The sequence below is a fragment of the Pseudomonas sp. GOM7 genome (genome assembly GCF_026723825.1).
Classification (GTDB): domain Bacteria; phylum Pseudomonadota; class Gammaproteobacteria; order Pseudomonadales; family Pseudomonadaceae; genus Aquipseudomonas.
Genome location: NZ_CP113519.1, coordinates 3059579 through 3081084, shown reverse-complemented (window position 1 = coordinate 3081084; position 21506 = coordinate 3059579). Strand labels below are relative to the sequence as shown.

General features: G+C 64.5%; 18 protein-coding genes. 3 read left to right on the top strand and 15 right to left on the bottom strand.

Going from position 1 to position 21506, the window contains the following annotated elements; translation table 11 throughout:
• Nucleotides 1–39: 39 nt before the first annotated feature.
• Nucleotides 40–630 carry an RNA polymerase sigma factor SigX gene (sigX, locus tag OU800_RS13520; protein ID WP_268177804.1) on the top strand — a complete coding sequence of 197 codons (591 nt, stop codon included), beginning with the start codon at nucleotides 40–42 and terminating at the stop codon, nucleotides 628–630.
• A 108-nt stretch (nucleotides 631–738) separates the two neighbouring features.
• Complete coding sequence (locus OU800_RS13515; protein ID WP_268177803.1) at nucleotides 739–1719, top strand: OmpA family protein; 981 nt, start codon at nucleotides 739–741, stop codon at nucleotides 1717–1719.
• A gap of 112 nt (nucleotides 1720–1831) precedes the next feature.
• Here OU800_RS13515 and cobA read toward each other — a convergent pair whose 3' ends face one another.
• The 11 genes from cobA to OU800_RS13460 form a co-directional block, all read right to left on the bottom strand.
• A complete protein-coding gene (gene cobA, locus OU800_RS13510) occupies nucleotides 1832–2575 on the bottom strand; it encodes a uroporphyrinogen-III C-methyltransferase (protein ID WP_268177802.1) in 744 nt (247 codons plus the stop codon).
• A gap of 64 nt (nucleotides 2576–2639) precedes the next feature.
• A complete protein-coding gene (locus tag OU800_RS13505) occupies nucleotides 2640–5357 on the bottom strand; it encodes a nitrate reductase (RefSeq protein WP_268177801.1) in 2718 nt (905 codons plus the stop codon).
• A gap of 99 nt (nucleotides 5358–5456) precedes the next feature.
• The gene (gene nirD / locus OU800_RS13500; protein ID WP_268177800.1) at nucleotides 5457–5783 is read right to left on the bottom strand and encodes a nitrite reductase small subunit NirD; all 327 of its coding nucleotides are present in this window, start codon (nucleotides 5781–5783) and stop codon (nucleotides 5457–5459) included.
• Complete coding sequence (nirB, locus tag OU800_RS13495; protein WP_268177799.1) at nucleotides 5780–8236, bottom strand: nitrite reductase large subunit NirB; 2457 nt, start codon at nucleotides 8234–8236, stop codon at nucleotides 5780–5782. The genes nirD and nirB overlap by 4 nt, the downstream gene beginning before the upstream one ends.
• Nucleotides 8237–8578: 342 nt before the next feature.
• Nucleotides 8579–10249 (bottom strand): bifunctional protein-serine/threonine kinase/phosphatase, encoded by a 1671-nt coding sequence (locus OU800_RS13490; RefSeq protein ID WP_268177798.1) that lies wholly within the window; start codon nucleotides 10247–10249, stop codon nucleotides 8579–8581.
• Between the two features lie 94 nt (nucleotides 10250–10343).
• Nucleotides 10344–11555 (bottom strand): nitrate/nitrite transporter, encoded by a 1212-nt coding sequence (locus OU800_RS13485; RefSeq protein WP_268177797.1) that lies wholly within the window; start codon nucleotides 11553–11555, stop codon nucleotides 10344–10346.
• A 520-nt stretch (nucleotides 11556–12075) separates the two neighbouring features.
• Nucleotides 12076–12765 carry a polysaccharide lyase family 7 protein gene (locus OU800_RS13480; protein WP_268177796.1) on the bottom strand — a complete coding sequence of 230 codons (690 nt, stop codon included), beginning with the start codon at nucleotides 12763–12765 and terminating at the stop codon, nucleotides 12076–12078.
• 98 nt (nucleotides 12766–12863) lie between these two features.
• Nucleotides 12864–13655, bottom strand: a complete 792-nt coding sequence (locus tag OU800_RS13475) for an ABC transporter ATP-binding protein (protein ID WP_268177795.1) — start codon at nucleotides 13653–13655, stop codon at nucleotides 12864–12866.
• A 10-nt stretch (nucleotides 13656–13665) separates the two neighbouring features.
• Nucleotides 13666–14511: a nitrate ABC transporter permease gene (ntrB, locus tag OU800_RS13470; protein ID WP_268177794.1), complete on the bottom strand. Its 846-nt coding sequence runs from the start codon at nucleotides 14509–14511 to the stop codon at nucleotides 13666–13668.
• Between the two features lie 12 nt (nucleotides 14512–14523).
• Nucleotides 14524–15807: a CmpA/NrtA family ABC transporter substrate-binding protein gene (locus tag OU800_RS13465; RefSeq protein ID WP_268177792.1), complete on the bottom strand. Its 1284-nt coding sequence runs from the start codon at nucleotides 15805–15807 to the stop codon at nucleotides 14524–14526.
• Nucleotides 15808–16114: 307 nt separating this feature from the next.
• Entirely contained in the window at nucleotides 16115–16429 is a 315-nt protein-coding gene (locus OU800_RS13460) for a transcriptional regulator (protein WP_268177791.1), read from the bottom strand.
• A gap of 155 nt (nucleotides 16430–16584) precedes the next feature.
• On the opposite strand from OU800_RS13460, the gene OU800_RS13455 reads away from it, so the two are divergent.
• On the top strand, nucleotides 16585–16968 hold the full coding sequence (locus tag OU800_RS13455; RefSeq protein WP_268177790.1) for a hypothetical protein: 384 nt from the start codon (nucleotides 16585–16587) through the stop codon (nucleotides 16966–16968).
• Between the two features lie 40 nt (nucleotides 16969–17008).
• Here the strand turns inward: OU800_RS13455 and alaC are convergent, their stop codons facing one another.
• The 4 genes from alaC to OU800_RS13435 all read right to left on the bottom strand — a co-directional run bounded on the left by alaC (nucleotide 17009) and on the right by OU800_RS13435 (nucleotide 21493).
• Nucleotides 17009–18238: an alanine transaminase gene (gene alaC / locus OU800_RS13450; RefSeq protein ID WP_268177789.1), complete on the bottom strand. Its 1230-nt coding sequence runs from the start codon at nucleotides 18236–18238 to the stop codon at nucleotides 17009–17011.
• Between the two features lie 205 nt (nucleotides 18239–18443).
• Nucleotides 18444–19535 (bottom strand): polysaccharide lyase family 7 protein, encoded by a 1092-nt coding sequence (locus OU800_RS13445; RefSeq protein WP_268177788.1) that lies wholly within the window; start codon nucleotides 19533–19535, stop codon nucleotides 18444–18446.
• Between the two features lie 150 nt (nucleotides 19536–19685).
• Nucleotides 19686–20264 carry an ANTAR domain-containing response regulator gene (locus OU800_RS13440; protein ID WP_268177787.1) on the bottom strand — a complete coding sequence of 193 codons (579 nt, stop codon included), beginning with the start codon at nucleotides 20262–20264 and terminating at the stop codon, nucleotides 19686–19688.
• 17 nt (nucleotides 20265–20281) lie between these two features.
• On the bottom strand, nucleotides 20282–21493 hold the full coding sequence (locus tag OU800_RS13435) for a CmpA/NrtA family ABC transporter substrate-binding protein (protein ID WP_268177786.1): 1212 nt from the start codon (nucleotides 21491–21493) through the stop codon (nucleotides 20282–20284).
• Between the last annotated feature and the right edge of the window lie 13 nt (nucleotides 21494–21506).

Here is a 21506-nt window from a genome sequence, read left to right as displayed (position 1 = left end):
CGCCGGGCACTTTCGTCCTGTCCGTCGGCCTGACCCGTTTTGAACAAAGCTCAAACCCTGCCCACGCGTTACGATCCCCGCGAGCTCACCGATGAGGAGCTGGTGGCGCGCGCCCATGACGAGCTGTTTCACATCACCCGTGCCTACGAAGAGCTGATGCGCCGCTATCAGCGCACGCTGTTCAATGTCTGCGCACGTTACCTGGGGAACGAAAGAGACGCTGACGATGTCTGTCAGGAAGTGATGCTGAAAGTGCTCTACGGCCTGAAGAACTTCGAGGGCAAGTCCAAGTTCAAGACCTGGCTCTATAGCATCACTTATAACGAGTGCATCACCCAGTACCGTAAAGAGCGAAGAAAGCGCCGACTGATTGACGCCTTGAGTTTGGATCCGTTGGAGGAAGCCTCCGACGAGAAGACCCCCAAAGTCGAAGAGCGCGGCGGGCTCGATCGCTGGTTGGTACACGTTAATCCGATCGACCGGGAAATTCTGGTATTGCGCTTCGTTGCGGAACTGGAGTTCCAGGAGATCGCCGACATCATGCACATGGGCTTGAGCGCGACGAAAATGCGCTACAAGCGTGCGCTGGATCGGTTGCGGGAGAAATTTTCGGACAATTCCGAAACTTAATTCAGCAAACTGACACTAAAGCAGTGGCGAGATCTGATAAAATCGCCGCCAAGTTGCCGCTTTGAGTTACACGGGAACTTATTAACCATCAAGATGGGGATTTAACGGATGAAAGTAAAAAACACCTTGGGCGTAGTCATTGGTTCTATCGTTGCCGCTACTTCCTTCGGCGCGCTGGCGCAAGGCCAAGGCGCAGTCGAGGTGGAAGGCTTCGTCAATCGCTACTTCACCGATTCTCAGCGTGATTTCGCGCATGACGAAGGTAACCTGTTCGGCGGTAGCATCGGCTACTACCTGACCGATGATGTCGAGTTGGCACTGTCCTACGGTGAGTACCACGACCTGCGTGGTGAAGGCACTCAGGGCAGCAAGAACATCAAAGGCAACTTGAGCGATCTGAAGGCCATCTACCACTTCGGTCAGCCGGGTGCAGGGCTGCGTCCTTACGTGTCTGCCGGTTTCGGCCATCAGAGCATCGGCGACGCCAACAGCGGTGGTCGTAACCACTCGACTCTGGCCATCGCAGGTGCCGGCGCCAAGTACTACTTCACCGATATGTTCTACGCCCGTGCCGGCGTCGACGCTCTGTACAACATCGATCAGGGCGACACCGAGTGGCAAGCTGGCGTGGGTGTTGGTCTGAACTTCGGTGGCGGCAGCAAGCCGGCTCCGGCTCCGGTCGTTGCCGCAGCGCCGGAACCGATGCCTGAGCCTGCTCCGGAACCGGCCATGGAAACCGTTCGCGTCGAGCTGGACGTCAAGTTCGACTTCGACAAGGATCGCGTGAAAGAAGAAAGCTATGGCGACATCAAGAACCTGGCTGACTTCATGAACCAGTATCCGCAGACCACCACCACCGTTGAAGGTCACACCGACTCCGTCGGTACCGATGCCTACAACCAGAAACTGTCCGAGCGTCGTGCCAACGCCGTGCGTAACGTGCTGGTCAACCAGTACGGCGTAGACGGCAGCCGTGTAAATACTGTTGGTTACGGCGAAACCCGCCCGGTTGCCGACAACGCCACCGATGCAGGTCGTGCCATCAACCGTCGCGTTGAAGCGGAAGTGGAAGCTCAGGTCAAGCAGTAATGCCCTGATGCTTCGCGAAGAACCCGGCCTCGGCCGGGTTTTTCTTTTTCTGAAATAAAAAAGCCCGCCGAAGACAGCGGGCAAACAACGGCTTCGCAGGAGCGCGAAGCGGTCAGGCATGCAGGAGCTGGGGCATGCTGATCTGGGCGCTGGCGCGGGCCACTTCGCCAATCACTAGGATGGCCGGGCTCTTCAGGGAAAAGGCCGCAGCATCGTTCTGCAGCGCCGCGAGCCGGCTGCGACATTCGCGCTGCGCGGGCAGCGAGGCGTTTTCGATCATTGCCACCGGCATATCGCCATTCATGCCGCCGGCGAGCAGGCCAGCCTGAATCTCGTCCAGCTTGGCCACGCCCATGTACACCACCAAGGTCGTACCGCTCTGCGCCAGCGCTTGCCAGTTCAGGCCGCTGTCGTCCTGCGTATGTGCTGTGACCAGGGTGACGCCACGGGCGACACCGCGCAGGGTCAGGGGGATGCCGCACTGGGTAGCACCGGCCAGGCCGGCGGTGATGCCGTTGACCAGTTCCACCTCGATGCCATGGGCGTTCAGCCAGTCGGCTTCTTCGCTGCCACGACCAAAGATGCACGGGTCGCCCCCCTTGAGGCGCACCACGCATTTGCCCTGGCGCGCATAACGCAGCATCAGGCGATGAATGAAGACCTGTGGGGTGGAGCGGCAACCGCCGCGTTTGCCCACTGCTACGATGCGCGCCCCTGGGCAGTGCTCCAGTACTGCGGGGTTGACCAGATCGTCGATCATCACGATATCGGCCTGGCTCAGGGCTTTCACCGCCTTGAGGGTCAGCAGCTCGGGATCACCAGGGCCAGCGCCCACCAGCCAGACTTTTGCGCTCATATTGCTACCTCGTAGGGTGCGCTGTGCGCACCGAATGATTTTGCAGCGGTGCGCACAGCGCACCCTACGCGTGTGTCACCGCTGGCTGTCGAGCCAGCAGGCGTCTGATTTCAGGGACGCAGGAGCCGCAACTGGTGCCGCACTTGAGTTCCTGCTTGAGGCCGTTCAGATCCAGGCCGCGTTCGATGCCGGCGCACACCGCGCTTTCGCTGACGTTCAGGCAGTTGCACAGGGTCTTGCCGCGCAGCGCAGTGCTGGCGCTGCCCGGCGGTGCCGAGACCGGGGCGAGCAGCCAGCGACGCAGATCGGCGTCGGCCTGGCCATCCAGCCACAAGCTTCTGAGCCATTCGCTGGCGGCGGTTTCTCCGGCCAGGCGGATGCTGACGATGCGGCCTTCCTCGATACGCACACGCTTGCCGACGGTGCGGCGTGGGTCGTCATAGGCCAGCACCGGGCCTTCGTTCAGGTGCAGCAGCCGGTCGATCTGCGCCAGCAACTCGGGCTGCGGCGCTACGGTACTGGCGGCACGAATCAGCAGGGCGGGGCGCTCGCGCCCTGTGGGCGTGAGGCTGGCGAAGGCGAAGCCCTCGAATAGCGGGCGAAGCGCCTCGAGGCGTTGCTGCACTTGGCCTTCGACCAGGGCGAAGAACTGCCAGGGCAGCTCGACCTTATCCACCTCGACGCCGGCATGCTTGAGCTCTGGCTGCTTGGACAGTGGATCGCAGGCCGGCTGGGTCAGCACATTGGTGCCCAGACCTCGCAGGAAACGATTGCCCCAGTGCATCGGTAGCCAGGCCTGGCCAGGCCGCACACTGTCGTCGCTCTGCACCGGCAGGATCAGACTGCCGCGACGGCTGTGCAGCCTGACCAGATCGCCGTCCTGCAGGCGCCTGCGTCGCAATTCATCCGGGTGTAGACCCAGCAAGGGGCCTTCGACGTGGCCGAACAGTTGCGCGGCCGTACCGGTACGACTCATGCCGTGCCACTGGTCGCGCAGGCGGCCGGTGTTGAGGCTCAGCGAATAGCGCGCCTCGCGCCTTTCCTTCGGTGCGCGGTAGGGATCGGCATGGAACTGTGCGCGGCCGCTGGTGGTGGGGAAGCGGCCGTCGGCATAGAGGCGCGCGGTGCCCTGGCTGGCATCGGCCGGAAACGGCCATTGCTGCGGGCCCTGGCCATCCAGCAGGGCGTAGCTCAGCCCCGAGAGGTCGAGATCGCGCTGGGCGGTCAGGTGTTTGTATTCCTCGAACAGCGATTCGCTGCTGGTGAAGTCGAACAGGCTGGGCAGGCCGGGGCGGAGCAGGGTTTCCAGGCGACGAGCGAAGTCGCAGGTGATCGACCAGTCGGGCCGCGCCTCTGCGGGCGCTGGCACGGCCGGGCGTACATGGCTGACGCGGCGCTCGGAGTTGGTCACCGTGCCTTCCTTCTCGCCCCAACTGGCGGCGGGTAGCAGCAGGTCGGCGTAGTGGCAGGTCTCGGTGGTGAAGAAGGCTTCCTGCACCACCACGAAGGGGCAGGCGGCCAGGGCTTCGTGCACCTTGTTCTGGTTCGGCAGCGATTGTGCCGGGTTGGTGCAGGCGATCCACAGCGCCTTGATGCGCCCGTCGTGCACCGCATCGAAGAGTTCGATAGCGGACAGGCCGGGCGTCTCCGGCAGGGCATCGATACCCCAGTAGGCAGCGACTTCGGCGCGGTGTTCGGCATCGCCGGCTTCGCGATGGCCGGGCAGCAGGTTACTCAGGCTGCCGGTCTCGCGACCGCCCATGGCGTTGGGCTGGCCAGTCAGGGAGAAGGGGCCTGCACCGGGTTTGCCGATCTGTCCGGTGGCCAGGTGCAGGTTGATCAGCGCGCTGTTCTTGGCGCTGCCGGAGGATGACTGATTGAGCCCCATGCACCAGAGCGAGAGAAAGCTGGGTGCCTGGCCGATCCATTGCGCGCAGGTCTGCAGCGCCTCACGACTGATACCGCAGATTTCCGCGACGGCAGCGGGGCTGTAGTCGCGTACCAGATCCTTCAGCGCCTCGAAGCCTTCGGTATGGGCGTCGATGTAGGCGCGGTCGATCAAGCCTTCCCACAGCAGGATATGCAGGATGCCGTGGAACAGGGCGACATCGGTGCCAGGCAGTATCGCCAGATGGAGGTCGGCCAACTCGCAGGTATCGGTGCGCCGCGGGTCGATGACGATCACTTTCATGTCCGGCCGGCGCGCCTTGGCTTCTTCCAGGCGGCGGAACAGCACGGGGTGGGCGTAGGCCATGTTGGAGCCGGCGATCAGCACGCACTCGCTCTGTTCGATGTCTTCGTAGGAGCAGGGCGGCGCGTCGGCGCCGAGGCTGCGTTTGTAGCCCACCACAGCGCTGGACATGCACAGCCGCGAGTTGGAGTCGATATTGTGGGTACCGACCAGGGCGCGGGCCAGCTTGTTGAAGGCGTAGTAGTCCTCGGTCAGCAGTTGCCCGGAAATGTAGAAGGCGACGCTGTTCGGGCCGTGTTCGCGGATGGTTTCGGCGAACACGGCCGCGGCGTGATCCAGGGCGCTGTTCCAGTCCGTGCGGGTACGGGCCAGGCTCTTGCCCAGACGCAGCTCGGGGTACAGGCCGCGGGCGTCGAGATCGCCGGTCAGGTGCAAGGTCGAGCCCTTGCTGCACAGCTTGCCGAAGTTGGCCGGGTGGCTGGGGTCGCCGGCGACGCCGAGGATCTGCTCGCCGTCGTGCTCGATCAGCACGCCGCAGCCGACGCCGCAGTAGCAGCAGGTGGAGGCGGTAATTTGCGTGGGGCTGGCCATATCGGGCTCCTACAGGCGCAGGGTGAACAACGCTGTGTTTTGTCCTCCGCTGCGCATTTGTGTCGGTGGAAAATGCTTAGCGATTTTCCTCCCTACGGCTTACGCACATTTCTCGGTGGTATTCAGGGCCAGCAGCACGCGGCCGTTCTCGACCCGGACGTGGTGCCGGTGGGCGCAGCCGACGTCCGGTGCCACGGCCTCGCCGGATTCCAGTTCGATCTGCCAGTTGTGCAACGGGCAGGCCACGCGCTTGCCGTAGATCAGCCCCTGGGACAGCGGGCCGCCCTTGTGCGGGCATCGATCGTCGAGGGCGAAGACCTCGTCGGCCGCGGTACGAAAGATGGCGATATCGCCCTTGGGGCCTTCGACGATGCGCGAGCCCAGCGGGTTGATCTCATCCAGGGCGCAGATATCCAGCCAGCTCATACCGTGGCCTCCTCGAGTTGCACGACCTTGATGGTGTCGAATTCCTTCTTCAGTTGTGGCGTCTCGATGCGCTGCTTCCACGGATCCTGCTCGAACGACAGGGCATAGTGCAGGCGCGCGGCCAGCGCCTTGCGGTTGGCCTCGTCGTCGATCACCGCCTTCTTGATGTATTCCATGCCGACACGCTGCAGGTAGTGCACGGTGCGCTCCAGGTAGAAGGCTTCCTCGCGGTAGAGCTGGAGGAAGGCAGCGTTGTATTCGCGCACCTCTTCGGCTGTCTTGACCTTGACGAAGAACTCGGCCACCTCGGTCTTGATGCCGCCGTTGCCGCCGATGTAGATCTCGAAGCCGGAGTCCACGCCGATGATGCCGACGTCCTTGATGCCAGCCTCGGCGCAGTTGCGTGGGCAACCGGAAACCGCCAGCTTGACCTTGTGCGGCGACCACATGTTGAACAGGTCGTGCTCCAGGTCGATGCCGAGCTGGGTCGAGTTCTGCGTGCCGAAGCGGCAGAACTCGCTGCCCACGCAGGTCTTCACGGTGCGGATGGATTTGCCGTAGGCGTGGCCGGAGGGCATGTCCAGCTCCTTCCACACCGCCGGCAGGTCTTCCTTCTTGATCCCCAGCAGGTCGATGCGCTGGCCGCCGGTGACCTTGACCATGGGCACGTTGTACTTGTCGGCAACGTCGGCGATGCGGCGCAGCTCCGACGGGTTGGTCACGCCGCCCCACATGCGCGGCACCACCGAGTAGGTGCCGTCCTTCTGGATATTGGCGTGGGCGCGTTCGTTGATCAGGCGCGACTGCGGGTCGTCCTGAGCCTCGCCCGGCCAGGTGGAAATCAGGTAGTAGTTCAGCGCCGGGCGGCAGGTGGCGCAGCCGTTGGGCGTGCTCCAGTTCAGGTACTCCATGGTCTGCGCCATGGAGGTCAGGTGCTGTTCACGGATGGCCTTGCGGATCTGCCCATGATTGAGGTCGGAGCAGCCGCAGATGGCCTTCTCGCTCTTGGGCTTGACGTCTGCCGCACCGCCCACGGTGCTGATCAGGATCTGCTCCACCAGGCCGGCGCAGGAGCCGCAGGAGCTGGCCGCCTTGGTGTGCTTCTTGACCTCGTCGACGGAGAACAGGCCGTTCTCCTGGATGGCCTTGACGATGGTGCCCTTGCACACGCCGTTGCAGCCGCAGATTTCCATGCTGTCGGGCATGTTGGCGGTCTTGTCCGCGCCCTGGTGGCCGACGTCGCCGATGGCGCCTTCGCCGAACATCAAATGGTCACGAATTTCGCTGACGTTGTGGTTCTCGCGGATTTGGCGGAAGTACCAGCCGCCATCGGCGGTGTCGCCGTACAGGCAGGCGCCGACCAGTACGTCGTCCTTGATCACCAGCTTCTTGTACACGCCGCCGATGGGGTCGGAGAGGGTGATGGTTTCGGTGCCTTCGCCGCCCATGAATTCCCCGGCGGAGAACAGGTCGATGCCGGTAACCTTGAGCTTGGTGGAGGTCACCGAGCCCTGATAGCGGGAGAAACCGAGCTGGGCCAGGTGGTTGGCGCAGACCTTGGCCTGCTCGAACAGCGGCGCCACCAGACCGTAGGCGATGCCACGGTGGCTGGCGCATTCGCCGATGGCATAGACGCGCGGGTCATAGGTCTGCAGGGTGTCGTTGACCAGGATGCCACGGTTGCAGGCGATGCCGGCGCTCTCCGCCAGTTCGGTGTTGGGGCGGATGCCGGCGGCCATCACTACCAGGTCGGCGGGAATCACTTCGCCATCCTTGAACTTCACCGCGCACACTCGGCCTTCGCCGTTATCCAGCAATTCAGCGGTGTGCTTGGGCAGGAGGAACTTCAGGCCGCGGTCTTCCAGCGACTTCTGCAGCAGCTCGCCTGCGGTACGGTCCAGCTGGCGCTCCAGCAGCCAATCGCCGAGGTGCACCACGGTCACGTCCATGCCGCGCAACTTGAGGCCATTGGCCGCTTCCAGGCCGAGCAGGCCGCCACCGATGACCACTGCATGCTTGTGGGTCTTGGCGGTGTCCATCATGGTCTGGGTGTCGGCGATGTCGCGGTAGCCGATCACGCCGTCCAGATCCTTGCCCGGAATCGGCAGGATGAAGGGCGTGGAACCGGTGGCGATCAGCAGGCGGTCATACTCGGCCTCGCTACCGTCATCGGCGATCACCCGGCGTGCCTTGCGGTCGATCTTCACTACCTTGCGCCCGAGCAGCAGCTTGATGCCGTTGTCGGCGTACCAGTTGAGATCGTTGAGCACGATCTCCTCGAAGGTCTGTTCGCCAGCCAGCACCGGCGAAAGCAGGATGCGGTTGTAGTTGGGGTGCGGCTCGGCGCCGAACACCGTGATGTCATAAAGATCGGGGGCGAGCTTGAGCAGCTCTTCGAGGGTGCGCACACCCGCCATGCCGTTGCCGATCATCACCAGCTTGAGTTTCTGCATGCCGGCTGTCTCCTGATTCGTTGATCACGGTAAAAGGTTGTCGGGTGCGATCTCGCGCCGCGACGGCTCTGAGCGTGGTCGCCAGCAATGGCGAACCGGAAAACAAAAAAGGCGTCCCGCTAGTCACCTAGCGAGGACGCCTTTGTCCAGATCCCGTTCTATCGGGGGGCGCCACCTTCTTCGTTGAAGGAGGCGCCTTGTTTACCTTGTGGCAATACCAATGCAGTGCTTGTGCCAACTCGCCGAGTGGCCCGTTTACAGGCTCTCGGCAGCGATAGTTGGCGCTTTTTTCACCGATGGATGCCTCTTTCTAGGGCGCAATGCCTTGCCTTGGTGCGTGCATTACTTGAGCAGCAGTACCGCCAGCAGCAGATTGATGAGCAGCGACAGCAACGCCACCGTGCGCCAGACCCGCAGTGGCTCGCGTTCCAGCAAGGGCCGTGGCCGCTTGTCGAGCGATCTGCGCTCGCCCATGTCCAGCGCCAGCAGCCATTCCTCGGCGGTCTCGAAGCGCTGTTCCGGGCTGGCGTCGACGGCGCGAGCGAGCAATTCGTCGAGCCAGGTCGGGATGTCCGGGCGGTAACGGCTGACCGGCACGGGTTGAGCGAAACGCGGGCGCTGGAAGGCTTCGATCTCGCCATGGGGATAGTGCCCGCACAGCAGGTGATAGAGCGTCACGCCGGCGGCGTAAAGATCGTGCTGTGGGTTGGGCGGGCTGCCGGCGAAGGCTTCCGGGGCGATATAGCTGGGTGTGCCGGGCAGGCTATGGACCTCGTCGTGGCTCAGGCCTGGGCAGTAGGCCAGGCCGAAGTCGAGTACGCGCAGTTCACCGTCGTCGCTGAGCAGCAGGTTCTCCGGCTTGATATCGCGATGGACGATATTGCGCCGGTGCAGCAGCCCCAGTGCCTTGATCAGGCGTGGAGCCAGATCCTGCCACTGCGCCAGGCTCAGCGGGCCCGTCTGGCGTAGGCGTGCCTCCAGGGTTTGCCCCTTGTATTCGCGCTGTACGTAATACAGATGCTGGCGTTGTGGCAGGGCGTGCACTTCGGGGAAGTGGCGACCGGCGACGCGGCGCAGCAGCCATTCTTCTTGCAACAGTGCCGGGCCAGCCTGTTCTTCGCTGGCGCGGCTGGTGGGCAGGGTCTTGAGCAGCCAGGGCTGGCCATCGGCATCGCTGACCCGATAGATCAGCGACTGGCGCGACTCGCCCAGCAGCCCTTCGACCCGCCAGCCCTCGAAGTGTTGCCCGGCACGCAGGCGCGGTGGCAACGGCCAGTGCGCCAATTGCGCCAGGGTGTCGGCCAGGGCCGCTTCCTCGGGGAGTCGCTCGATTCGCACCAGTAGGGCACTGGCGTTGTCCTGGCTGCCGGCGCGGTGCGCTTCGGCGATCAGCGCCTGGCATAGGCCTTGGACATCGTTGCTGCTCTGTAGCAATTGAGCGATACGCGCGTCGCTGAGTGCGCTCCAGACGCCATCGCTGATCAGCAGGAAGGCGTCGGCGACCTGCAGCTCACCTTCCCGGTAATCCACCACCAGATGTTGGTCGAGACCCATGGCGCGCTTGAGCACATGCTGCATGCCCGGCTGTTCCCAGACATGATCCTCGGTCAGGCGCATGAGTTGGCCGTCACGCCAGAGGTAGGCGCGACTGTCGCCGATATGCGCCAAGGTATAGCGCCGGCCGCGCAGCACCAGGGCGGTGAGGGTGGTGAGTAGCGGCTGACCGCCGCCGTTGGCCTGCAGCCAGCGGTTGTGCGCGGTGAGCAGGCGATCCAGGCTGTACTGCACGGGCCAGGTTTCCGGCGTGGCGTAATAATCCAGCGCCAGTGCCTGCAGAGTCGCGCGGGCCGCCAGGCCACCATCGGCGCACTGGCTGACGCCGTCGGCCAGGCTCAGCAGGTAGCCCCGGCTGGCGGCCAGGGCCGGCGCCGGGGTGACCACACGCAGGGCGTCCTGATTCTCGCTGCGCGGGCCGGTGGCGCTGGCTTCGCCGGTGCTCAGTTGCAGGGCCATGGGGTGGTTTCCGCAAATGGTTGATTGGGTAAGCGCTGTGGATCGTAGGGTGCGCCGTGCGCACCCTACGATAGGTGAACCAGCGAGGGTTCGCTCACACCCGCGCAGCGCTCACTGCGGCACTGCCCCAGGTGGTGCGCCAGCGCTGCTTGACCCCATGCAGGCCGATCCAGGCCAGCACGCCGAGGCTGGCGAACAGCCACAGGCCAAGCTGGTAATCCCCCGTGTGCTGCTTGATGGCGCCGAGGCCGGCGGCGAGGAGGAAGCCGCCGATACCACCGGCCATGCCGATCAACCCGGTCATCACGCCGATTTCCGCGCGAAAGCGCTGCGGTACTAGCTGGAACACCGCGCCGTTGCCGGCACCCAGGCCGAGCATCGCAGCGACGAACAAGGCCAGCGCCGCACTCGAGCTGGGCAGGTTGAAGCCCACCACGGCAATGCACAGTGAAGCGATGCCGTACATCATCAGCAGGGTGCGGATGCCGCCGATGCGGTCGGCCAGGGCGCCGCCGAGCGGGCGCAGCAGGCTGCCGGCGAAGACGCAGGCGGCGGTGTAATAGCCGGCGGTGACCGGGTTCAGCCCGTACTGGTCGCTGAAGTAGCCGGGCAGGGCGCTGGCCAGGCCGATGAAGCCACCGAAGGTAATGCTGTAGAAGAACATGAACCACCAGCTATCGCGGTCGCCGAGGGCCCTGAGGTAATCGGCGAAGGCCTTGGGCTTGGGGCGCTGCGGGGCGTTTCTGGCCACCAGGGCGAAGATCGCCAGGGCCGCCAGCAGCGGGATCAGCGCCCAGCCGAACACGTTCTGCCAGCCCGAGAGTGCGGCCAGGCCCGGGGCGAACAGCGCCGCCAGTACCGTGCCGGAGTTGCCGGCGCCGGCGATGCCCATGGCCTTGCCCTGGTGCTGCGGCGGATACCACTGCGAGGCCAGCGGCAGCGCCACGGCGAAGGCGGCACCGGCGAAGCCGAGGAACAGGCCCAGCAGCAAGGCCTGTTCGTAGCTGCCGATACCGATTCGCCAGGCGCAGAACAGCGCCACGATGACCACCACCTGGCCGAGCAGGCCGGCGGTCTTGGGCGACAGACGATCGGCGAGAAAGCCCATCAGCAGGCGCAGCACGGCGCCTGCCAGAATCGGCGTGGCCACCATCAGGCCGCGTTGCTGGGCGTTCAGCTCCAGATCGGTGGCGATCTGTACCGCCAGTGGCCCGAGCAGGTACCAGACCATGAAGCTCAGGTCGAAGTAGAGAAAGGCGGCGAACAGGGTGGGGGCGTGCCCGGCTTTCCAGAAACTTGTATTCATCGATCACCTCATCAGCGAGAAGGAGCCCGACAGCGCGCGGCGAACCGTGGTCGTGGACACGGCGGCCGCGCCTGCCGGGGAGGCCCCGCACTTGTGATGCAGAGCCCTGCGGCCTGGGCCGCAAGCAGGTTCGAGCGGTTGCAGCGCAGGTTCGGATCGCGAGGTCTGCGCCAGCCCCGGACACTGGGGCGAACACGAAAAAAAACGTCGCTTCACCACGGCCCGTGAGGGCGAGGTGAGGCGACGTCTTTGTCGTGAAGGAGGTGGCCGCCGTTGGCTACCTTGTGCCGTGATCTAGCAAGAGCTGCGCCAAGCAGGGTAAAGCCCGGCGGTTGCGGGTTCGAGGGCGTTCGGCGCACCCGTGCCTGGCGCAAAAGGAGGCGCTGGCGAGGCCGGTGCACCGCAACGGGGCGTGCTCACGGGGCGGATGATCAGCCGTATGTGGCGGGGGCCTCTGTGGCTTCGGCCTTGACGGGCATGGCGCTGCGCAATCGTGCAGATGCTGGGATCACGCAGTTGCTCAGCGGTGCTGACTGTTGAGGTGGTAGAAGGTCACTCGGCCTCCTTCCTTGTCCGGCCCATAGTTGTCCTGCACGTAGGCGCCGGCCTTGAAGTACAGGCTCTGGGTGCTCCAGCGGCTGCTCAACTGACGGTATAGCGAGCCTTCGTCGCCATCGACACTGGCCACGCTGATGCCGATACGCCCGCTGGGCGTGACCCGCAGGTCGTAGCCGAAGCGCTCGCCGAGCTGCACGTTGTCGGCCAGCAGGATGTTCTGCACCTCGCTGTCGCCCGGACGGGCGCGCAGCAGCAGTTCGACGCGACCGACGCCACGGCGATAGTGATACTGCAGCTTGAGCAGAGGGTCGTTCTCGCTGCCGGGCACGTCGGTGCTGTGCACCTGGCCGATCACCACCTTGCCCTTGCTGGGCACCTGATCGACCTGCAGTACCGCACTGAGGTAACTGTCCGAACTGGCATGCTGCCAGTTGTCGAGGCTGCCATCGCGCTGGGTTTCGCGCAGCTCGCTGCGTGGATAGCGGGCATCTTCGGTGGTGGAGCCGGTGACGGGTACCCAGAAGGTCACGCTGCCGTCGTCGTTGCGTCGAAAGTAACGGCTCTGATAGCCATTGTTCAGGCGCTGGGTGCTGATGGTGGTGGGAGTCGGTTCGGTGGGAATCGACAGATTCCAGGTGGAGAGGTCTAACACGGGAGTTGCCTGCCTGGTTGTTGAGGATCCCTGTTCGTGTACAAGCGAAGCGATTGGTTCCGCCGCCCCGGCCCATGAGCCGGGGCGGTTGCATCGGGTCAGGCGGCCGGGCGCTGCTGGCGCTGGTAGAGGAACTCCAGCACGGCACTGCGATAGGCGTGGTACTGCGGGTCGCTGGCCAGGGCCAGGCGATCGCGCGGGCGCGGCAGCTCGACGCTGAGCGTTTCGCCCACGGTCGCCGCCGGGCCGTTGGTCATCATCACGATGCGATCGGACAGCAGCACCGCCTCGTCCACATCATGGGTGACCATCACCACGGTGCTGCGGGTCTGGGCGACGATGCGCAGCAACTCGTCCTGCAGGTGCGCACGGGTCAGGGCGTCGAGGGCGCCGAACGGCTCGTCCATCAGCAGCACCTTGGGTTCCATGGCCAGGGCGCGGGCGATGCCGACGCGCTGCTTCATGCCGCCGGAGATCTCGTTCGGGTGCTTGTGCATGGCATGACCCAGGCCGACCATGTTCAGCGCCTGTTCGGTGCGGGCCTTGAGCTGGGCCTTGCCTTCGCGTGCGCCGAACACCCGTTCCACGGCCAGATGCACGTTGCCGAAGCAGGTCATCCAGGGCAGCAGACTGTGGTTCTGGAACACCACGGCGCGTTCGGGGCCGGGGCCGTCGATCTCGCGGCCGTTGCAGATCAGCCCGCCCTCGTTGGCTTCCAGCAGGCCGGCGATCAGGTTGAGCACCGTCGACTTGCCGCAGCCGGAGTGGCCGATCAGCGCCACGAACTCGCCGCGGGCGATGCTCAGGTTGACGTCTGTCAGCGCCTGGAAGCGGCCTTTCCTGGTGTCGAAGTGCTTGCTGACGCCGGTCAGCTCCACGAATTTGTCCATGTTCGTCTCCTTAGCTGGCGTAGTCGAAGCGCTTGGCGATCAGCAGCAGTGTCTGCTCCAGTGCCAGGCCCACCAGGCCGACGATGATGATGGCGATGAGAATGTGCTCGACGTTGAGGTTGTTCCATTCGTCCCACACCCAGAAACCCAGGCCGATGCCGCCGGTGAGCATCTCCGCGGCGACGATCACCAGCCAGGCCACGCCGATGGCCAGGCGGATGCCGGTCATCAAGTGCGGCAGCACGGCGGGGAAGAGGATGCGCGTCAGCACCTTGAACTCCGACAGCTTGAGCACGCGGGCAACGTTGAGGTAGTCCTGCGGCACGCTGGCCACGCCGGCGGCGGTATTGAGGATGATTGGCCAGATCGAGCTGATGAAGATCACCCAGATCGAGGCCGGGCCGGCGGCCTCGAACACCAGCAGGCCAATGGGCAGCCAGGCCAGTGGCGAGACCGGACGCAACAGGCTGATGATCGGCGCGAGCATGCCGGCAAGGAAGGCGAAGCGGCCGATGGCGAAGCCCAGCGGGATGCCCACCAGCGCCGCCAGGCCGAAACCGACCCCGACGCGGCCGAGCGAGTTGAGGATGTTCCAGCCGATGCCCATGTCGTTGGGGCCGTTGTCGTAGAAGGGATCGGCGAACAGCACCAGCGCCGATTGCCAGGTACTCAACGGCCCGGGCAGGCCCTCGCTGTACTGCGCCAGCAACGACCAGAAGCCTATGAAGGCAAGGATACCCAGCAGCGGCGCGATGCCGGCCTTGCACAGGTTGCCCAGGGCCGCGGCGCTGGGCAGCCGCGACGACAGGCGCGGCTTGGCGACGGGCTGCAGGGGTGTTTTCAGGGGCGCATTCATGTCCACCTCCGGTCAGGCCTTGATGGCGAAGGAGTCGGCGTAGGCAGCCGGGTTGCTGCCGTCCCAAACCACGCCGTCGATCAGCGTGCTGCTGCGCAGCGGGCTGCCGGGCACGGCCAGCTTGAGCGCGCCGGCGGCTTCGGCGTAAAGCACGGTCTGGTTGATCTGGGCGGCCACGGCGGCGTAATCCGGGGCCTCCTTGAGCAGGCCCCAGCGCTTGAACTGGGTGAGGAACCACATGCCGTCGGAGTGGTAGGGGAAGTTGACGCTGCCGTCCTTGCAGAAGGCCATGGCGTGCTCGTCCTGCCAACTGTTGCCGAGGCCGTCCTCGTAGTGGGCGAGAAAGCGCGGCTCGATCACCTGTACCGGCGCGTTGACGTAGGCCTTGCCGGCAATCAGCTTGGCCGTGCTCTTGCGGTTCTCCTCGCTGGCCTCGATGAACCGGCTGGCGTCGAGCACGGCCATGATCAGCGCGCGAGCGGCGTTGGGATACTGCTCGATGAAGGCGCGGGTGGTGCCGAGCACCTTCTCCGGGTGATCCGGCCAGATCTGCTGGGTGGTGGTGGCGGTGAAGCCGATCTTGTCGAAGATCGCCCGCGCACCCCAAGGCTCGCCGACGCAGAAGCCGTCCATGTTGCCGACGCGCATGTTGGCGACCATCTGCGGTGGCGGCACAACGATGGTCTTCACGTCGCTCATGGGGTTGATGCCCAGGCTGCCGAGCCAGTAGTACAGCCACATGGCGTGGGTGCCGGTGGGAAAGGTCTGGGCGAATGTCAGCGGGCTGCCGCCTTTCTTGATGTGTTCGGCCAGTTGCGCGCCGTTGCTCACGCCGGCCTCGCGCAGTTGTTTGGAGAGGGTGATGGCCTGGCCGTTCTGGTTCAGGCTCATGAGCACGGCCATGTCCTTCTGCGGGCCGGCCAGGCCGAGCTGGGCGCCGTACATCATGCCGTAGAGCACATGGGCAGCATCCAGTTCGCCGGTGTTGAGCTTGTCACGCACACCGGCCCAGGACGCCTCCTTGCTCGGGGTGATGGTCAGGCCGTATTTCTCGCCGAAGCCCTGGGTGGCGGCCACCACCACCGAGGCGCAGTCGGTCAGCGGGATGAAACCCACCTTCAGCGCGGCCTTCTCCGGCGCGTCGGAGCCGGCCGCCCAGGCGGCGCTACGCAACGAGGCCGGGGCCGACAGCCCCAGGGCGGCGATACCGCCGATGGCCCCGGCCATGGCGATGGATTGCTTGAGGAAATTACGGCGGCTGCTGTCTACGGCTTTTTTCGAATCACGATCGGTCATGGGCTGATCTCTTTTTTCGGGCGCAAAAAAACGGCGTGCGTCAGATCGCCTCGCTGGGAGGAAGGTGATCCGACGGACGCCGTTGTCCGTGATCCTCGGCCCGCCGCCGTTGGCGCGCTACGCAGGATGCTGAAGGGGAATTAGCAAAGTGCTTGCCAGTTTTTCCGCCAGCCCCGATAAGCGAGGCGATTGCCTTGCAAATCAGTCACCTGCGCCGCACGAGGCGCAGCGGGCAGCGCCCGAGAAGGCCCTGTGCGGGGCCAATGCCGTGCACCCGATGCCTGCGCTGAACGTTTTTGAGGCGCGTTCAGGAGGCCGGGACGCTGCGCGACTCCTCGACGAAGTCGCGCAGCCAGCGCAACACCTCCACCGCCTCCCAGCGCGCAGGGTCGAACAGGGCATAGGCCAGGCCCTGATAGCCGACCACGTCCAGTTGCCGGTGATAGCCGGCGCGTTGCAGCAGCGCCTCGATTTCGGCGAAGCAGGTATTGAAATGGGTACGGTTGAAGGGGGTGCGCCCCTCCATCACCAGGCCTTCACGCTGCAGCTCTTCGACCATGGCGCGCACGCGCTCCAGCGGCATGCGATTGACCTGATGTTTCACTTGCAGTACGTCCAGCATGATGATGCTCCTGTGCCTTGCTCGTTTATCAGTGGTTGCAAGCCTATCCGAAAAGTACTGTACAAATAAACAGTATCGCGTAATAGTTAGGCCATCGCAGCGACATCCACCCGCCCAATCCCCCTGACGGGCGTTCTGGTAAAGGAGAATGAACAATGCAACAGATGCTTGTGACGATTGTGCTATTGGCCCTGCTCGGCGGTTGTGCGCAGCCGCAGATGGAGCGGCCACAGGCCAATGGCGCCTACCTGGTGATCGACGGCAAACAGGCCTGGGCCGTGTTGGTTTCCGACGGGAGACGCGTGGAAGAGGCGGGGCGTGTGCTGGATGTGGTCCATCTGCCGGGGCATCACTCCAGCATCGCGGCCAGCTATGTGATCGAAACCCCCAATTGCGGCAGGTTGCAGTGGCTCACCGAGCGTCTTGGCGAAGCGGAAGGGGATACCACGCTGCTGCACAATCAGGAACTGGATAGCCCACAGTGTGTGTTGTCGCAGGGGCTTAGCCGTAACTGGACGGCGCTGGACTATTCCGGCTGAACAAAACGAAAGGGGCGCCATCGCTGGCGCCCCTTCCACATCACTCCTGCTCGGCCTTGGCCTTCTTCGCCGGCAGCAGGCCATCGGCCCTGAACATGGCCTTGATGCCGCGCAGTGCCTGACGGGTGCGATCCTGATTCTCGATCAGGGCGAAGCGCACGTGGTCATCGCCATAGTCGCCGAAACCCAGGCCGGGTGATACGCAGACCTTGGCCTCGGCCAGCAACTTCTTGGCGAATTCCAGCGAGCCCAGGTGTGCGTAGGCCTCGGGTATCTTGGCCCAGACGTACATCGACGCCTTGGGTTTCTCCACCATCCAGCCGATTTCGTGCAGGCCCTTGACCAGCAGGTTGCGGCGCTGGCGGTACTGCTCGGCGATATCGCGCACGCATTGCTGGTCGCCCTCCAGGGCGGCGATGGCTGCCACCTGCAGCGGGGTGAAGGTACCGTAGTCGTGGTAGCTCTTGATCCGCGCCAGGGCGCTGACCAGTTCCGGGTTGCCGACCATGAAGCCGATGCGCCAACCGGCCATGTTGTAGCTCTTGGAGAGGGTGAAGAACTCCACCGCAATGTCCTTGGCGCCCGGCACCTGCATGATCGAGGGTGCCTTCCAGCCGTCGTAGACGATATCGGCATAGGCCAGGTCGTGCACCACCAGCACGTCGTACTGCTTGGCCAGGGCCACCACGCGCTCGAAGAAGTCCAGCTCCACGCACTGCGCGGTGGGGTTGGAGGGGAAGCCGAGAATCATCATCTTCGGCTTGGGGATCGATTCGCGGATGGCGCGTTCCAGCTCGTTGAAGAAATCCACCCCCGGTACCAGCGGCACCGAACGCACCTGGGCGCCGGCGATCACCGCACCGTAGATGTGGATGGGGTAGCTGGGGTTGGGTACCAGCACGGTATCGCCATGATCCAGAGTGGCCAGCATCAGGTGTGCCAGGCCTTCCTTGGAACCGATGGTGACGATCGCTTCGCTTTCCGGATCGATCCCCACGTCGTAGCGTTCCTGGTACCAGCGCGAGATGGCGCGACGCAGGCGGGGAATGCCGCGGGAGGTGGAATAGCCATGGGTGTCTTCACGCTGGGCGACCTGCACCAGCTTCTCGACGATGTGCGGCGGTGTCGCCCCGTCGGGGTTGCCCATGGAGAAGTCGATGATGTCCTCACCGCGACGGCGCGCGGCCATCTTCAGTTCGGCGGTGATGTTGAAGACATAAGGGGGGAGACGATCTATGCGCGCAAAGCGGCGCTTGGCGTTTTCGGCCATGATTTCCTCGGGGTACGTAAGCGCCCGGAACCGTCCGAGCGACGTTGGCCACTGCTGTGGCCGACGGCGAAGATAAGCCTTTTTAGCCGCAAGCTTCAAGCGCCAAGCCGCAAGTGGAACGGTGGGAGTTGCTTGTCAGCGCTTGCTTCACATGCAGCAGCAGGGCGGCCCTGCCAAAGGCGCGGGCCGAACCAGATGGCGTTGCTCAGTTTCCGACCAGAATGGAGAACTTCTTGTGCAGGGTATTGCCGTTCACATCGCGCACCTGGGCCACGAACCAGTGCGCCGTGGCGGAGACTGCCGAAGCCTCGGGGCTGCCGCTGATCGTGCCGTCGCGGGACAACTGTATGCCGGCAGGGGGATGGCCGCTGACCAGGCGCCAGGTGGCTCCACCACGCCCGCCGCTGCTATGGAGGCGGGCTTGATAGGCCTGGCCTGCACGGGCGTTGGGCAGGGCTGCAACGCTGGTGATCGCAAGCCCATCGTTGGGGTGGCTGGCAGCCAGGCGATAGAACTTGACGCGGGCACCTTCGCTGGCGCTGTCGCCATGCATATGCAGGTAGGCGCCGGCCTTGAAGTAGAAGGTGTGACTGTTCCAGGCCGGATCCATTGGCATGCGGGCGCTCGGCCCGCCATTGGCCGAGGCCGTCGCCACGTTCTTGCTGACCCTCATCTGGTAGCTGAAGGTTTCGCCTAGGTCGATGTCGTTGGCCAGCGTATGGGTGGTAAAGGGTGGCCCCTGTTCCGGTAGTCCCTGCAGCTTGGCGATGACCCGGCCGGTCTGGCGGGCGGCATCGTAGCGGTAATAGACCATGATCAAGGGCGCGCTACGGTAGCCATGAACCTGGCCGACGATGACGATGCCGTCCTGCGGAACCTGCGTCACCCTGAGCATGGCGTCCTGCACCGACTCGCCCGCGCCGCTCCAGGTCATGGACAGGTTACTGGGGTCGAGCATCTCGCGCAGTTCCGCGCGTGGGCTGCTGGAACCGCCGGCTGTGGCGCCATTGATGGGAGCCCAGAAGGTCATGGCGCCATCTTGCGCATCGGTGCGAAACCAGCGCGATTTGTAACCATAGGGGCCGGTCAACTGGTCGGGGCGAGCGGTGATCGCGGTGCCTTCGGTGCTGCCATCGGCGTCCTGGGGGACGGTGAGATTCCAGTTGTCCAGGGCGAAGTTGCCGCCCGGAGAAACGCTTCTGTACAGCTCGGCATGGCCGTTTCCGGCCAGCAGGCAGCCACACAGGGCAGTGCCGAACCACTGGATGCTCAATGCGCGTGACGGGAGTGCTTGCATGCTTTCGTCCTCGTTGCCGGGCCGCGCATGCTCGCCTGTGGCGACTGCAACTCTACGCTCCCTGAATGAAAAGGCCTGCCTGAACAGGCCTAGTCAGAGAGTGGCGAGAGGTACGCAAGGTTCGACTGTTTTTTACCCGACCGTCAGGTCTCAGCCCCCCAGCATGTCGTGCATGGCGATGATCTGTTCGGCCACCTGGATCAGCTTCTGCTGGCGACTCATGGCTTGGCGGCGCATCAGGGTGTAGGCCTCTTCCTCGTTGCAGCTCTTCATCTTCATCAGCAGGCCCTTTGCCAATTCGATGCGCTTGCGTTCGGCCAGTTGCGCCTCGCGGGCCTGCAACTGGGCACGCAGGGCCTGGTCGCTCTCGAAGCGGGCCATGGCCACGTCGAGGATCGGTTGCAGGCGCTGGGCGTGAATGCCCTCGACTATGTAGGCGCTGACACCGCTCTGGATCGCCTGGCGCATCACGCCGGGGTCGTGCTCGTCGGTGAACATGACGATGGGCCGAGGCTGGTCGCGGCTGACCAGTACCACCTGTTCCATCACGTCACGCCCCGGAGACTCGGTGTCGATGAGGATGACATCGGGGCGCACGGCTTCCACCCGCGCCGGCAGGTCGATGGTCAGGCCGGACTCGTCGATCACCTCGAAGCCGGCTTCGGTCAGGGCGCTCTTGAGGCGGCCGACCTTTTTCGGTGTGTCATTGATCAGCAGGATACGCAGCATGGCAGCTCTCCAGATGATCAGGCGCTGAGCGCTGGCGCGTCGGCCAGGGCATGCAGGGCGAAGCTACGGGCGTAACCGGCCGGATCACTGCCGTCCCAGTAGGGGCCGCCCTGCAAAGCGCAACCGCGCATGGGCTCGGGGCAGGCGACGCCCAGTGCTTCCGCCGCCTGGCGATAGATCTGCAGTTGCTGAACGGCCTGGGCGACTCCCAGGTAATCCGGGTCATCACGCAGCAGGCCCCAGCGACGGAACTGGGTCATGAACCACATGGCATCCGACAGATAGGGCAGGTTGACCGCGCCATCGGCGTGGAAGCGCAGGCGATGGGCGTCCTGCCAGGCATTGCCGAGGCCGTCCTGATACTGGCCAAGAAAACGCGGCAGGATTGCCGACAGCGGCGCGTCGACATAGGCACTGCCGCTCAGCAGTTGCGCCGTGCCACGGCGGTTCTCCTCGCTCTCGTCGATGAAGCGGCTGGCCTCCAGTACCGCGCTGATCAGGGCCCGTGCCGTCTTGGGGTTCTCTTCGACGAAGCTGCGCGTGCAGCCCAGTACCTTTTCCGGATGATCCGGCCAGATCGCCTGGGTGGTAGTGAGCATGCAGCCGAGATTGTCTTCCACGGCCTTGGCCGTCCAGGGTTCACCGACGCAGAAACCGTCGATACGCCTGGCCTTGAGGTGCTCGACCATCTGCGGCGGCGGCACCACGACGCTGCGCACGTCGCGCAGCGGGTGGATGCCCTGGCTGGCCAGCCAGTAATACAGCCACATGGCATGGGTGCCGGTGGGGAAGGTCTGGGCGAAGGTGAGTTTTGCTTCATGCTGGTGCACGTACTTGCGCAGTGCCTCACTGCTGGTCACGCCGGCCTGTTGCAGCCCATGCGAGAGGTTGATGCTCTGGCCGTTCTGGTTCAGCCCCATGAGCACCGCCATGTCGGTGGCCGGTGCGCCGCCGAGGCCCAGTTGCACGCCATAGATCAGGCCGTAGAGGCTGTGGGCTGCATCCAGCTCGCCGTTGACCAGGCGATCACGCAGGGCAGACCAGGATGCCTGGCGTTGCAGTCGCAGGCTCAGGCCATGCTTTTCGGCAAAGCCTTGAGTCGCGGCGACGATCACCGAGGCGGAATCGCTCAAGGCCATGAAACCGATGTTCAGGGCGCTCTTTTCCGGTGCATCGCTGCCATGGCTCCAGGCCAGGGCGTCATTGCGCGGGGTGTCATGTTCACTCATGAGGCATCGTTCC

What these genes read in the sequence shown, in the direction of transcription:
- OU800_RS13515 (WP_268177803.1), top strand. Translation starts at nt 739, where the DNA reads ATGAAAGTAAAAAACACCTTGGGCGTAGTCATTGGTTCTATCGTTGCC.
- cobA (WP_268177802.1), bottom strand. Translation starts at nt 2,575, where the DNA reads ATGAGCGCAAAAGTCTGGCTGGTGGGCGCTGGCCCTGGTGATCCCGAG.
- OU800_RS13505 (WP_268177801.1), bottom strand. Translation starts at nt 5,357, where the DNA reads ATGGCCAGCCCCACGCAAATTACCGCCTCCACCTGCTGCTACTGCGGC.
- nirD (WP_268177800.1), bottom strand. Translation starts at nt 5,783, where the DNA reads ATGAGCTGGCTGGATATCTGCGCCCTGGATGAGATCAACCCGCTGGGC.
- nirB (WP_268177799.1), bottom strand. Translation starts at nt 8,236, where the DNA reads ATGCAGAAACTCAAGCTGGTGATGATCGGCAACGGCATGGCGGGTGTG.
- OU800_RS13490 (WP_268177798.1), bottom strand. Translation starts at nt 10,249, where the DNA reads ATGGCCCTGCAACTGAGCACCGGCGAAGCCAGCGCCACCGGCCCGCGC.
- OU800_RS13485 (WP_268177797.1), bottom strand. Translation starts at nt 11,555, where the DNA reads ATGAATACAAGTTTCTGGAAAGCCGGGCACGCCCCCACCCTGTTCGCC.
- OU800_RS13475 (WP_268177795.1), bottom strand. Translation starts at nt 13,655, where the DNA reads ATGGACAAATTCGTGGAGCTGACCGGCGTCAGCAAGCACTTCGACACC.
- ntrB (WP_268177794.1), bottom strand. Translation starts at nt 14,511, where the DNA reads ATGAATGCGCCCCTGAAAACACCCCTGCAGCCCGTCGCCAAGCCGCGC.
- OU800_RS13465 (WP_268177792.1), bottom strand. Translation starts at nt 15,807, where the DNA reads ATGACCGATCGTGATTCGAAAAAAGCCGTAGACAGCAGCCGCCGTAAT.
- OU800_RS13460 (WP_268177791.1), bottom strand. Translation starts at nt 16,429, where the DNA reads ATGCTGGACGTACTGCAAGTGAAACATCAGGTCAATCGCATGCCGCTG.
- OU800_RS13455 (WP_268177790.1), top strand. Translation starts at nt 16,585, where the DNA reads ATGCAACAGATGCTTGTGACGATTGTGCTATTGGCCCTGCTCGGCGGT.
- alaC (WP_268177789.1), bottom strand. Translation starts at nt 18,238, where the DNA reads ATGGCCGAAAACGCCAAGCGCCGCTTTGCGCGCATAGATCGTCTCCCC.
- OU800_RS13445 (WP_268177788.1), bottom strand. Translation starts at nt 19,535, where the DNA reads ATGCAAGCACTCCCGTCACGCGCATTGAGCATCCAGTGGTTCGGCACT.
- OU800_RS13440 (WP_268177787.1), bottom strand. Translation starts at nt 20,264, where the DNA reads ATGCTGCGTATCCTGCTGATCAATGACACACCGAAAAAGGTCGGCCGC.
- OU800_RS13435 (WP_268177786.1), bottom strand. Translation starts at nt 21,493, where the DNA reads ATGAGTGAACATGACACCCCGCGCAATGACGCCCTGGCCTGGAGCCAT.